This window comes from Streptomyces sp. NPDC056580 (genome assembly GCF_042793175.1).
Classification (GTDB): Bacteria; Actinomycetota; Actinomycetes; order Streptomycetales; family Streptomycetaceae; genus Streptomyces.
This window is the reverse complement of sequence record NZ_JBHTVE010000026.1, coordinates 12,866-25,723: the sequence shown is the minus strand read 5'-3', so window position 1 is coordinate 25,723 and position 12,858 is coordinate 12,866. Positions and strand designations below refer to the sequence as shown.

The window sequence follows — 12,858 nt, the reverse complement described above, 5'->3', positions numbered from 1 at the left end:
GAAGCCCCCAGGACGGTACGGGCGGCCCGGCCAGCACCCGGGCATCACACAGATCACTGGAGGAACCATGACCGCAACACTCATCCCGTTCGGCGCGCAGGCCGCCGCGCCTCCGTGCCTGGTCACGACGTCGATCGAGGGTGTGGCCTGGAACGAGGAGCTGCAGCTCAACCTACGGGCCGACGGCACGCCGTGGCACACGTCCGACCTGGCGGCGTCGACCACCGACACCAACCAGGACGGTAAGGGCGACGACGTCTCCGACCCGTACTTCGCGCCTGCGTCATGACCGCCGCCGCCCGCCCTGTGCTCGTCGTCGCTGAACAACTCGACCCGTCAGCGGACATGGTCGTGGACCAGCTCAACCAGCGCGACGTTCCCGTGATCCGTTTCGACGCCGCCGAGTTCCCCCAACAGCTCACGCTCACCGCCGGCCACGCGCCGACAGAGTGCGGCTGGACGGGAATCCTTGACGATGGGCGCCGGACGGCGCGGCTTGAGGACGTCCGGGCCGTCTACTGGAGGCGGCCCGGACGCCCCGTCATCGCCGACGCCGTTCCCGAGCCCTACGCCACCTGGGCGCAGAACCAGGCCGAATGCGCGCTCCTCAACGTGGTCGCGGCTCTGCCCGGCGCCCGGTGGATCAACAACCCGCACCACGACCGGATCGCCTCCCACAAGCCCCAGCAACTCGCCGCGGCCACACGCTGCGGTCTCCGCGTGCCCCGCAGCCTGATCACGAACGATCCGGAAGCCGCACGTGACTTCGCCAAGCAGGTCGCCGGCCCGCTGATCTGCAAGCCAGTCCTCGGTGGACGCCTGCCGGTGGACGAGAGCCGAGAACTCATGGTGGCCACCCACTACATCGACCCCGCCACGTTCGACGGCACTATCCGCACCACCGCCCACTACTTCCAAGAGGGCATCGAGAAGGACTACGAGGTGCGGCTCGTCGCCGTCGCTGGCCGGGTGTTCGGTGGCACCCTGCATACGTCCTCGGAGAAGGCACGCACCGACTGGCGCACCGACTACGAGCACATCGCCTACGGCACGGTCGACGTGCCCGAGGAGATCGCCACAGGTGTACGGCGCTTCCTGGACTTCTACGGCATCGTGTTCGGCAGCTTCGACTTCGCCGTGACTCCGGCTGGAGAGTGGGTGTTCTTCGAGAACAACCCTGCGGGAACCTGGGCCTGGGTGGAGAACCGCACCGGGCTCCCGATCGCCGCCGCACACGCCCACTACCTGCGAGGAGCCTGCGAATGACCTGGCTGGACAATGACACCGCGGCCGCGTTGCGAAAGGACTTCGCCAACGCTCTCGCCCCCGCCCACACCAGCACGTGGCGGGACGCATTCGCCTCTGTCCCCCGCCACGTGTTCGTGCCCTCCTTCTACGCCCAGGGCCCAGACGGCGCCTGGGCGCAGGTGGGCCCCGGTGACCCCGGACATCTGGAAGCCGTCTACTCCGACCGCGCACTGACGACCCAGCTCGATGAGCGGGGCATCCCCACCAGCTCCTCCAGCGAGCCGTCCGTCATGCTCGCGATGCTCGACGCACTCGACGCCGCCGAGGGCGACACCGTTTTCGAGCTGGGCACCGGCACCGGCTACAACGCGGCCCTACTCTCCCACCGGCTCGGCGAGCCGAACGTCACCACGATCGACGTCGATCCGGACCTCACCGGAGCAGCCACGCAACGCCTGGCCGACGCCGGCCTGCACCCGTTCGTCGGCACCGGTGACGGCGCCGGCGGATGGCCGGACCGCGCCCCCTACAAACGGTTCATCGCCACGGCCGCACTTCGTGCGATCCCGGACGCGTTCCTGAAGCAGGCCGCGCCCGGCGCGGTCATCGTAGCCCCGATCGGGTACGGCATCCTGCGGGTCACGGTGACCGCCCCCGGACACGGCACCGGATGGTTCCTGCCGACCCCGGCCCACTTCATGCCGCGCCGGACGTCGTCCGCCCCGCCCGCGTTCGCTGAGGTGGAGGCAGCGGAGCCCAGCACCACCGCCACGGCGCCGGGCGACGTCCTGGGGCGAATCCGGTTCCCTCTCTCACTCGCGCTGCCCGGGCACACCACGTGTTCGTGGCGCGGCGAGGGGGGCGAGCTGGCTGCCGTCGGTATCTGGACGGAGGACGGGTCGACCGCGACGGCTCACGTGTCCGGCACGGTACGCCAGGTTGGGCCGCGCCGCCTGTGGGACGTCGTCGACACCCTCGCCGAGACCTTCACAGATGAACCGGAGCGGCAGGAGTTCCACGTCAGCATCACACCTGACCGTCAGACCGTCTGGTATCGGACGCAGGATGGGCCCACCTGGGACCTTCCGAAAACCTGATTTCCAGCCCTGACCGGCCCCGTCTGTCCGTTCCCCCCGTGACGGATGGGCGGGGCTTTTCCCGTGCGGGGGGCTGCAGGTACCGGTGCGCGGGGTGGGCGAGGGTCGGCATACAAGGACTCACTGCTGTAGGACCATCAGGCGCGACCTCGGTGATGCGGTCGTCGACGCCGTCGGCGATCAGGCGACCCCGCCGGGTCCACCGTCGCCTGGTGGGCCCCGGCGAAGTGCTTCACCGCCTTCGACCAAGGCGCGAACGGTGCTCGGCGAGCCGCAGCGCGCCCGCGCCGCGGCGCTGCAAGCGGCCCTGCAGCCGCTCGAACGCCAGACGGCCCGCGTCCCACACGACCCGCTCCCCGTTTATGCGGTCTACCACGCCTGTCTCATCAGCGGCCCTCTACGAGGCGGTGTGCAAGGTGGAGCAGGTCTGTCAGGTGCAGGACCCGTCCGTCGAAGCCTGGGAGGGGGACATGGAGTGGCTGGGTCCAGCGGGTGGGGATTGCGTCCAGCCCGTAGTACGCCCCTGCGAGGCCTCCGGTCACCGCGGCGACTGTGTCCGTGTCACCGCCGAGGTCGATCGCCGCGCGTATCGCGTCTTCGAAGCTGGTGGTGGTGCGCAGGGCCCACACGGCGGAGCCCAGGCAGGGCCAGACGGCACCGTTGAACTCGGTTGCCTGATCGGGATGCCAGTCGGGCGCGAGGACGGCGGCGTAGCGGCCGCGGTGGTCGGGATGGACGAGAGCCAGGATGTCCGGGAGCGCGGCGAGGGGGTCGGTGTCCTCGAACGTGACGCGGATGAGTTCGTGGAAGATCGCGGTGCCTTCCCAGGCCGCGCGGTCCCCGTGGGTGAGAGCAGCGATGCGGCGCGCAGCGTCCATGGTGGCTTCTTGGCCGGCGGCCGCGAAGTGGACTGCGGAGGTCGATGCCCGCATCAACGCGCCGTTTCCCGCTGCTCGTTGGCTGACCTGGAAATGGATCGCGGCGGCGAGGTCCCAGGGCATGCCGTTGGTCAGGACGTCTTCGGTCTGCAAGCCGATGTCCTTCGGTTCTGCGGCTGCCCACCGCTGGAAGCGGGCGAAGATGTCCGGCAGATCCAGTCCGCCTTGTTCCAGCAGCGACTCCGCGACCAGGACGGCCATCTGCGTGTCGTCAGTGGCCTCGCCGGGGTCCCAGCCACCGCCTCCGCACATCTCTCCACCGACACCAGGCGCGGGAAACCGAGCGGAGAACGCCCCCTGGGGACCGAACTCGAAGGGACCACCAAGCGCGTCACCCACCGCTGAGCCGACAACCGCGCCAGCGGCCCACTGCATCCGCTCCATCCGCGCAGGCTATCCGTGCCGCGCCGACGGCCGCGCGGCCTTATTTCATCCTTGGGCTCCCCGACCCATCGGCGACGAACGTGTGTCGTCTACAGAGGTGCACCACCTGAGACGCCGCCCGGCCCGCACCCAACTGTCGGGCCGAGGCAGTGAAGGCGCGGACGTCCCCAAGGGCGGCTCTGAAACACGCACGCCCCGCTTCCCACACAGGGAAGTGAGGCGTCGTGATCAGGACAGTGAGTCGGCGATGGCCTCGAAGATGTCGGAGTCGGTCTCCTGCTGCCACTGGGGCAGGTCGGGCCAGTCGGCCACGTATGCCGGCTTGGGGTCACCGAAGTGCTTGAACATCTGCGCCGTCCAGCACGTGGCGACGAAGCGGCCCCGCTGCTCACGAGAGAGCCGGGAAGCGTTGCCATCGCTCTCCTCGACGAATTGGACGACTTGCCGGTACACGGCGCCGGCCGCCTCCTTCTCCCAGTCGGGGGTTTCCTCCCACGGGGTGACGTAGCTCGGCTTGGGCTCGCCGGGGAAGTGCTTCCTCACCCCGTCGATCCACGCTTCACGAAACAGTCGAGCGCCATCGGCCGTCATGCCAATCCTTTCCGTCACGTCGTGCACAGAACACCGATCTCGGCGTCCAAATCGGCCACACGACGGTCCCCACCCAGTAAGCCGAGTTCCGCCCGCAGCCTCTGGAGTCTACGAGCGACATACCCCGAGCCCGACTGTCTGGCCAGCTGAAGCGCCTCAGTCCCGTACGTCAGGACCTGTTCCGTGTCATGCCGCTTCGCGCCGATGGCGGCCAGGTCCGCCAGCACAACACCGCGGCGGCGGAACGAAGTGCCATTCCTGAGGGCGCCGGAGTCCAGGGCGTTCTTCAGCGCGTCCTCTGCGAGGTCCAGTCGACCGAGCTGTACGTACCGGGCGCCGCGCTCCTCGGCGAGCCGTGAGCCGTCGAAACGGAGCCAGCCGGCGTTGTGCTCGGGCGTCGGCAGGCTGGCCACCTCCTGCGCCTCGTCCATCACGCGCTCGCAGGCGGTGAGGTCGCCGAGGTTCGCGTACGCCTCCGCTTGAACGGACGCCACCCAGTACCTGGTCGACAGGGAGCTGTCCCCTCGGGCGGCCACTCGTCGCGCCACGTCGAGCGTGTCGGCGGCCTCCGAGAACCGGCGGGCGTAGAGGTCCACATACGACTGCCGGACCAGCGCGCACGCCCACAGGTCGAAAGACCGGGCTTGCGTGCTGGCGGAGGCAGCGAGGGTATAGGCCGCAGCGGCGTCCATGTACCGGTTCTCGTCGAACGCCAACTCGCCGGCCAGTTGGAAGAGGTCACTTGCGGCCGTGCAGAGGCTGTCGGTGTACCTCGAAGGTGCCGACTTCAGGGCGTCGTTGAGCGCGGAGAGCTGCTCCTGCACGACTGCGGTGACGGAGCGCTTGGACCGGGCTAGTTGATACACCTGCCACAGGTGCCCGTTCATGAGGTGAAAGTCATCGGTGGAACCGCGGTCGGCGGACTCCGCAATCGCCTCTGTGTCAGCTTCGAGGGCCGTGAGCGCGCCTGTTACCGCCAGCAAGCGCAAAAACTCGCGTCGGATCATGTCGTCGATTCCCCCGGAACCGTTGGGAGGACTAATCGGCGACGCCGCAGACTCCGGAGGCTCGGCTTGGGGCGGGGTCAGCAGTGCGTCGAGTGCAGAGAGTTCCATGCCCAGCGCATGCGCAATCTTGGGGCGCTGCTCGGGTGTTGGCTGTGTCTCTCGGCGCTCCCAGCGGCCGACCGTCGTGCGGTCTACGCCGAGAGCGTGTGCGAACGTCTCCTGACTGTAGCCCAAGGCTTTGCGCCGCTCAGCAAGACCCACGCTGGTTGCCTCCCCGCTTGGCCAGGGGTTTATCCAGGCGGCGCACCCCGTGCATCAAAGGTGCATCCAGGATGCCTCATGGATGCCGTTGTTCGCCCGGATCTTCAGCGGTTGGCTATTCACCAGCCGCACGGAGCTACCAACACCACCATGGTTCCCCCCTCCCTGCGGAAAAGGAAAGCCCGGCCCTGGGGCGTCACAGCGCAGGGCCGGGCGACCCAAGCCCCCCACGGAGGGACGACCTCGTGACGACGACCGCTGTCAGATTCTCTGGGACGGACGTTCCCAGCTTCTCGGAGACGTGGGACTGCCAGCCCGAGTCGGCAGCGAAGGCACGCCGGCTCATCACGGCGGCTCTTTCCAAGTGGGGCATAGAGGGACTCACGGAGATCGGCGCCCTCGTCACCTCCGAACTCGTGAGCAACGCCATCACGCACTCCGGATGCCGTCGCTTCCGCCTCCGCATCTCGCGCACCGACGCACGGACCGTCCTCATCATCGTCTCGGACACCAACCGGCTGGTGCCTCGACTGCGTGAGGTGCGAGGGGACTCGGAAGGCGGACGCGGGCTCCTCCTGGTCGCCGAGATGAGCAAGGACTGGGGATACGACCGCAAGGTGTGGGGCAAGGCGGTCTGGGCACTGCTGGAGCAGCCGGCGCATCAGGAGGTGTCCTGATGTCCCAGGCCGCGTTAAGTCTTCCTCCGGACCCCGCAGCGATCCCGAAGTGGAAGCCGCCCCTGGCAGCCGGACAACTGCGCGACGCCCTGTCGAAAATGGCGCGCTGACATCCACTGGGCCTGGACGCCATGTACGACGACCTGGAACAGCTCCTGGAAGAACCCGCCCGCCACACCGTGCGGGCGACTGTTGACGGCCCGGCCCACCCCTGAGGTTCCCACAAGGCGCGGAGGGACCGAGCTGGCCACAGATTATCCATGCTGTCTACACGCGCCCATCCACGAGCCCTGTGCGGCCGAATCGCTCCAGCACTGCCCGCACCTCCGCGCTGGGGCTGTGGCCGCCTGGGTGAAGAACGCCCTGCCGTGGGGGGTGGCCGGCATCGAGTACAACCCCCTCACGCTCGCTCCGATCCCCCCTGCCCGCAAGGACGAAGAGCTCATCTTCGTGCCCTACGAATCCCCGCGACTGCTGTGGACCATCCCTGCGCGCGAAGACCGCCGCCCTCTTCCCCGACCCTGCCCGGCTCCGTTACCCGGAGAACGGCTCTGAAGACGACTTCGCCGTCCTTTTCACTCCGGCCGGCGTGCTCATACGCGGCTTCGACCACGAGTCGCCCATCAGGGCCGCCGCGACACCGGGGCCCCAGGTGGCGTCGAAGGTGCACTGACGGAACCGCGAATCGTCACCGATCGCCCCGTCCAGGACGGCCAGGGTGCGGCCCGCCAGTGGGATGCGGCCGGGTCCGGATGTGAAGTGCATGCTCACCTTGTTCAGCGGGTCGGGGCCGGTGACCGGGCCGGTTGGGCCCGGGCGGGGGCTGCTGGCGCTGCGGCGAGGTGGGTGGCAGCAGGGCGGCGCGTTCGGCGGCGGTGCGGGCCCGCATCTGTTCAAGGCGGTGTTGGACGCGGGCGTGGGTGTAGAGGTCGATGGCGTCGGTGAGGTGGTCCCACTCGTCGCCGTCCAGGCCCGCCGGGCGTGGCCCGAGGGGGCCGGGGCCGGCGCGGTGGTGTCGGCGTCGGTAGTCGCTGATGGCGGTCAGCAGCCGGGTGTAGGTCCGCTGCTCGTCCTCGTCGTCCGTTCCGGGGGCGGTGATCTCCTCCATCCACGCCTCCGGCAGGGGCTCACCGGCGAGGACGGCGGCCAGAGCGCGCCGCGCGAGACGCGCGTCCAGTGCTGCGTAGGAAGCGGAGGCGATGCCGAGGGGGTCGCGCAGGGCCGGGTGGTCGGGCAAGGGCCCGCCGGGCGGCGGCGCGTCGAGGTGGTCGAGGGCCGCGGCGATCATGACGGAGGCGGGCGCGTCGGACGGCGGAAGGTGCAGCGGGCGACGCCGTCCGCTCAGGGCGCGCACCCGGGCATCGAGGTCGTCCCACGCGGCGGCGTCGCCTAGGTCGGCGGGGCGCGAGCCCAGTCCGGGCTCACCGGTGATGGCGTGGCGGGTGCCCCACAGCTCCACGAGGGCGGCCGTGGTGGCCCAGACATGGCGGCGTCGGGGCGTGCGGGTGGATGGTGGCGGGCCGAGGGGGCGGGCCCAGGCGGGCGGGTTCGCGGCCAGGGTGTGGCCGCGGTCGGCGAGCGAGCGGACCAGGATGCGGTGGCGTTCGGCGAGGTGTGTGCGCCAGTGGGCGGGGGTGTCGGGGTGGGTCAGGGCGTGGGAATCGGCGACCCAATCCGGTATCTCACCGCGGTGGTTGGGCCGATAGGGCAGGTGGTCGGGCAGCCGTTCACGGAAGCGGAGTTCGGCGTAGATCTTGTCGGAGACGGCGTCGGCACGGGCCAGCGCGGCACGCGCCCACCGCCGGCGATGATGCGTGGCGGTCTGCCGTGTCTTGAGGGTGCGGCGGATCGCGGCCAGGGAAGTGGCGCCGGGAGCGGCCTTGCGGGTGGCCTGTTCGCGTTGGAAGTCCTCGCGGGCCAGGTCGCGCCAGGTCAGGGCACGGCGCAGTTGGGACTCGCGGGTGAGGTCGGTGATGTGGTGCCGGGCGGCCGCCGACAGCTCGGTCCTGTCGGCTTGGGCGTGGCGGAGTTGGGTGCGGACGGTGGCCAGTTGGGCGGCGAGCTCGCGGCGGGAGAGGCCGCCCATCGGCCGCTGATCCCATGCGGGATGGGTGTGGCCGGCGCGGGTGGTGACAGGGGCGGGCAGGTGGGTGAAGGCGGCGTCGGCCGCTGTGAGCGCTTCACGGGCCACGGCCCGGTGGGAGGCGGAGAGCCGGGTCAGGGTGTGCAGCTGGGTCAGCGTGAGCGCGGCCAGAGGACGGGGCCGGTCATCCTGCTGGGCTTCGGTGGCGTCCTTGAGGTGCTGGCGCAGCCGCCAGGTCAGCAGCGCCGCCGGATCGTCGGCGTCGGTGAACCCGCGCGCGGGCACGGTGCGGTTCAGCAGCCGGGGCAGGTCGAACCCGGCCCGCTCGGCGTCGGCCAGCGCGCGTATCAGGGCGGGGTAGGCGTCGGCGGCCAGGAACGTCGCGGCCCGGTCCGGGCCGAGGGCGTCTTCGAGGAGGCCGGTCAGCCGGGCGGTAGTGGCGCGTTCGGCGACGTCGGCGAACTCCGCCGACAACGTGCCGGGCGCGCTGATATCGCGCTGCAGCGCGGCGATCGACTCGGTCGCCGAGACCTGCACGCGGCGCCGGGCAGCGATCGACGCGAGAACGTCGTCGAGGCGGTCGCCGTCGTCGAGGGTCACGTAGAGCCGGTTCGTGCGCGCCCCGCGAGTGAGCTGGACGTAGACGCCTTCGCGGGTGGAGCGGGCGGAGGCCAGCGCGTGGGAGGTGTCGACCGTCATGCCCTGGGCGCGGTGAATGGTCGAGGCGTAGCCGAGCTCGCACTGGCTCGCGAGGTAGTCGGCGGGCAGCCGGATACGGCCGCGGTGCCGGGTCTGGCGGACTATCGCGTCACCGTCGGGCAGGATCTTGGTGACCCTCCAGGTGTCGCCGTTCTTCACGAAGTCCCGTCCGCCGCGCACGAGCATGCGCCGCCGGTTGAGACGGGTGACGATCACGTCGCCCACGTGCGCATGTTGGCTGGCGCGCAGGGGCGCGGCCTGACTGGTGTCGACGGTGCCGGCGGCGATGTGCCAGGCCTGCGCCCGCTGGTTGAGGGCGGTCACGGTCGCCGTATCGGCGGCCGTCATCAGCGAGGACAGTCCCTTGGCGAGGTCGCTGGCCCAGGCGGTGAAGACGGCATCGGACATAGCGTCGTGGTTTCCGGCGACGATCCGGCCCTTGTCCCGGTACCACGCGAACGCGGCCCGAGGCTCTGGGCCGTCCCGTAGCACCAGGGAGGCGTCGGCCTCGCCGGGGACGCGGAAGCGGTGCAGCCGGTCGAGTTCCACCGCCGAGCCCGCCCGGGAGATCAGCCGGAGCGCTCCCCCGGCCTCGACGGCGGCAAGCTGATGCGGGTCACCGAGCAGGCGCACCACCGCCCCAGCGGCCGCCGCGTCGGCGAGGACCCGATCGAGCAGGAGGGTGCCCGCCATGCCCGCCTCATCGACCAGGACGACGTCGCCGGGCTGGAGCCGGAAGTCCTCTGTGCCCTGCCTGTCGTTGACGGACCGGGTGCGCTGGTGGAGCCAGGAGTGCAGAGTGTGAGCCCGCAGCTGGAGGTCGTCGCCGAGGACTTTCGCCGCGCGGGAGGACGGGGCGAGGGGGATCAAGCGTCCGCCGGCCGCGTCGACGGCCGCGGCGACCAGCCGCATCGCGGTGGTCTTCCCGGCGCCGGCCGGGCCGAGTCCGGCCAGCAGCAGCTGCTCGGAGCATGTGAAGGAGGAGGCCAGTGCGCGCTGCCCGGCGTCCATGGGGCCGCGGTGCAGGGCGGCAACGCGGGCGAACGTCCCTCGGCCCACCGGTGGGATGACGCTGGTGCGGGCGGCGGCCAGGAGCCGACTCTCGGCGGCCAGCAGGGAGCGGGTGGTGAAGGTCTGCGAGCCGATCGGCCGGTAGACGGATGTGCCGTCCGCACGCTCCAGATCGGGGTGCGGGGGGTTGATCTCGGGCGGGGTGATGTCCACGCAGTCGCCGTGGGTGAGGACCCTATCGGTGATCCGCTCCGCCGCGCCGGGCGGGGCGGTGGCCCCGGCCAGGGTCCGCATCAGGTAGCGGCGGGCCTCGGCCAGCACGTGGCGGCGGCGGAACGTCGTCCGCCGCCCGGCGACCACCGCAAGGACGTCCTCGACCGCCGCAGCGACCTCGAACACGGCCGGCGCAGGCCGAGCTTGGGCCCGGGCGTGGGCGGCGGCCTGCGCGGTGGCGAGCAGTTGATCGACGGTGGCACGGTCGGTGGCGGCGATCGCACGGCGCCGCCACGCGGCCAGGAGGTCATCCAGGCAGCGCGCCTTGCGCTTGGCCGGGCTGCTCTGGGCGCGTGCCCGCTCAAGCAGCGTGTAGCGGGCCGCGCCGTGCGGCTGGCGTCCGTGGCGGCGCCGGTAGTCGTCGAAGAGGGCGTCCGCCGCGGTCCGTACGGCGTTGCCCCGCTGCGCGAAGGTGGCACGCAGCCGCGGGTCGATCCCGGCGATACGCATCACCGGCCGCTGGCCGGCCGTGACCTCGACCTCCTCGGTGACAAGGCCCAGCCGGGAGCAGACGAGCTCGAGGGAGCGCTGGTTGAACAGCTCACTGGCCGCCACGACATCACGCAGCAGGAGCCGGGAGTCCAGGTTGCGCCAGCGCCCGTCCGGTCCCTTGACGCGAGGGGAGATGACCACGTGCTCGTGCAGCATCGGATCGCCCGCCCGGGACTCGTAGTGCAGGTAGACCGTGGCCAGCAGGCCCGGCTCGGCCCGTAGTTGGGCCGTGCCACCGGGGCCGGTGCGCACCGCGAGCGCGTTGTGCTCTATCCAGGCCAGGGTCTCCGAGCGTGCCTGGGCCAGGACCTCGAGGACGGTCCTGCGTACGTCGGGACCGCCGAGCGCGAACAGCAGCGACAGCTCCTCGGAGGAGAAGGTGAGGTCGTAGCCGGTCAGGGCGCGGCGCTGGGGGCCGGTACGGGCGGTCAGGAACCGTCGGAGTTCGGCGCCGTCGGCCGGGGCGCGGTGGTACTCGGCCTGGTAGGCACGCGCCGCGCACCGCATCCGCACGTCCCTGGTCTCGGCCTTCGTCAGCGGCCGGCACAGCTGCTCACTGACCTCCTCGAGGACCTCCTCGATCTCCCTGTCAAGCGGCGAGAAGTCGGCCAACTGCGGTACGGCCGGGCCGAGCTTGGCCGCCCTCATCGCCTGCTTGAGCGAGGCGCCCTCACCCAAGCGCTGGGCGACGATCGCCACGGCATCGGGATGCATGCCGAGCCCGAACAGGGCCCGCATCTGCGCGTCGCTGACGATGCCGGACAGACCCAGAGCAGCCGCGGCCTGTCCGTGCCAGACGCCCGGCGGGACTCCCGGCACGCTGGAGGACACCGTCAACTCGGTGCCCCGGGCGCCGTCGCCAAGGGCGATATCGCGCCGGTAGTAGCGTTCGCGTCCCGCTGTGATCGCCTTCGCTGCCATACCCATAACCGCCAGAAGACCACCGCCATGCGAGTCGATGCGGGCATCATCCGGCGCGGAGCCCCGAACCTCCCACAGCCCTGAATACGATCTTCCAACGCGTCCCGCCGGGAGGGACATCGGCCCTGGAGGCCAATGCGGGGGCGCCAGTGCCAGAGGTACTCGGCAACCGTCTGCCCCGGGGCCGGTGGCAGACGGTTGCCCAGCACCGACTCTCACCCGGCAGCTCCGGCACCCGTGGCGTCCACGCACCACCGGCACCGCGCCCGGGCCCCTCCCCCGTCTCCAGCAGAGCCGCACCTGCTGGCACCCCGCGCCGGACTTCCCCCGCCCGGCGCGGGGTGCCATTCCGGCAGCAGGATCAGGCGCGTTGGTGGGGTTCTACGACTTGGGACACGGACGGCGCCGCCAGTCGGTGCAAGGGGCGGGCGGCTGTGACTGGCCGCGTGGCGGCCCGCGACCGGCGGGCCCTGACGGCCGGGAGGTGGCTTTCGGTGACGGCAAGCGAAACCAGGAGCAGGGGCAAGAGCGGCGGGGTACTGGCGCGGCGAAAGGCGGCGTTGGAGCGTGCCGCGGCGCGGGTGGCGGAGCAGCGGGCGTGCCGCGGCGGAACGGCTGCGGCGGGAGGCGGCGCTCGACGAGCAGGCGGCCGACTTCGAGTTGGCGCTGGAGGACGAGCAGGCGGTGGCCGCAAAGGTGGAGGAGGAAGTGCGTCGAGTGCGGGAACGCGGTCGGGTGCGGATTGAGGCGGCACGGAGCCAGGCGGCGCGGGTGGTGTGGGCGATGGGTGAGGCCGGGGAGACGGTGGCCGGGTGCGGACACCGTCTCGGGGTGGGGGTGGAGCGGATCAAGGAGCTGCGGCGGCTGGCCCGTGAGGCAAGGGCCGGGCAGGAGCCGGGCGCGGAGGGGGCCGGGGCTGTTCGGGGGACGGCTGCGGGCGGGGAGCAGCGACGTGATGGGGTAAGTGCGGCTGGTCCGGCGGGCGAGGAACGGGTGGTTACTCCCCCGGCGGGCGCGGCGCGGGTGGCCGGGTCGGCCGAGGGTGCGGAGTCGCCTGGTTCGGTGGACGAGGCGCGGCCGGAATGGCCGGAGGCGCGGTGAGGCGCGGTGGGGGTAGGGAGCGGCGGCGGGTAGCGGGGTGGTGTGCGCGTGGCCGGTCTGGCAGGTGCCGGGCCG

10 protein-coding genes are annotated in these 12,858 nt (G+C 71.3%); 5 read left to right on the top strand and 5 right to left on the bottom strand.

From position 1 onward, the window contains the following. The first annotated feature begins 67 nt into the window (after positions 1-67). From ACFQ9Z_RS36675 to ACFQ9Z_RS36665, 3 genes are read left to right on the top strand one after another with little or no spacing between them, the layout of a single operon-like run. Positions 68-289: a hypothetical protein gene (locus ACFQ9Z_RS36675; RefSeq protein WP_383030406.1), complete on the top strand. Its 222-nt coding sequence runs from the start codon at positions 68-70 to the stop codon at positions 287-289. Further along, the gene (gene tgmB / locus ACFQ9Z_RS36670) at positions 286-1,266 is read left to right on the top strand and encodes an ATP-grasp ribosomal peptide maturase (protein ID WP_383030404.1); all 981 of its coding nucleotides are present in this window, start codon (positions 286-288) and stop codon (positions 1,264-1,266) included. The genes ACFQ9Z_RS36675 and tgmB overlap by 4 nt, the downstream gene beginning before the upstream one ends. Beyond that, positions 1,263-2,345, top strand: a complete 1,083-nt coding sequence (locus ACFQ9Z_RS36665) for a hypothetical protein (protein ID WP_383030401.1) — start codon at positions 1,263-1,265, stop codon at positions 2,343-2,345. The genes tgmB and ACFQ9Z_RS36665 overlap by 4 nt, the downstream gene beginning before the upstream one ends. A 232-nt stretch (positions 2,346-2,577) precedes the next feature. Here ACFQ9Z_RS36665 and ACFQ9Z_RS36660 read toward each other — a convergent pair whose 3' ends face one another. From ACFQ9Z_RS36660 to ACFQ9Z_RS36645, 4 genes are all read right to left on the bottom strand, one after another. After that, positions 2,578-2,721 carry a hypothetical protein gene (locus ACFQ9Z_RS36660; protein WP_383030398.1) on the bottom strand — a complete coding sequence of 48 codons (144 nt, stop codon included), beginning with the start codon at positions 2,719-2,721 and terminating at the stop codon, positions 2,578-2,580. Positions 2,722-2,731: 10 nt separating this feature from the next. Further along, a complete protein-coding gene (locus ACFQ9Z_RS36655; RefSeq protein WP_383030396.1) occupies positions 2,732-3,667 on the bottom strand; it encodes an ADP-ribosylglycohydrolase family protein in 936 nt (311 codons plus the stop codon). 228 nt (positions 3,668-3,895) lie between these two features. Continuing rightward, the gene (locus ACFQ9Z_RS36650; protein ID WP_383030394.1) at positions 3,896-4,258 is read right to left on the bottom strand and encodes a hypothetical protein; all 363 of its coding nucleotides are present in this window, start codon (positions 4,256-4,258) and stop codon (positions 3,896-3,898) included. 14 nt (positions 4,259-4,272) lie between these two features. After that, a complete protein-coding gene (locus ACFQ9Z_RS36645) occupies positions 4,273-5,526 on the bottom strand; it encodes a helix-turn-helix transcriptional regulator (protein ID WP_383030391.1) in 1,254 nt (417 codons plus the stop codon). 245 nt (positions 5,527-5,771) lie between these two features. Between ACFQ9Z_RS36645 and ACFQ9Z_RS36640 the strand changes: the two genes are divergently transcribed. Next, the gene (locus ACFQ9Z_RS36640) at positions 5,772-6,203 is read left to right on the top strand and encodes an ATP-binding protein (RefSeq protein WP_383030389.1); all 432 of its coding nucleotides are present in this window, start codon (positions 5,772-5,774) and stop codon (positions 6,201-6,203) included. 688 nt (positions 6,204-6,891) lie between these two features. Here the strand turns inward: ACFQ9Z_RS36640 and mobF are convergent. Continuing rightward, positions 6,892-11,688, bottom strand: a complete 4,797-nt coding sequence (gene mobF / locus ACFQ9Z_RS36635) for a MobF family relaxase (RefSeq protein WP_383030385.1) — start codon at positions 11,686-11,688, stop codon at positions 6,892-6,894. Between the two features lie 561 nt (positions 11,689-12,249). Between mobF and ACFQ9Z_RS36630 the strand changes: the two genes are divergently transcribed. Continuing rightward, on the top strand, positions 12,250-12,783 hold the full coding sequence (locus ACFQ9Z_RS36630) for a hypothetical protein (RefSeq protein ID WP_383030382.1): 534 nt from the start codon (positions 12,250-12,252) through the stop codon (positions 12,781-12,783). Positions 12,784-12,858: the final 75 nt, after the last annotated feature.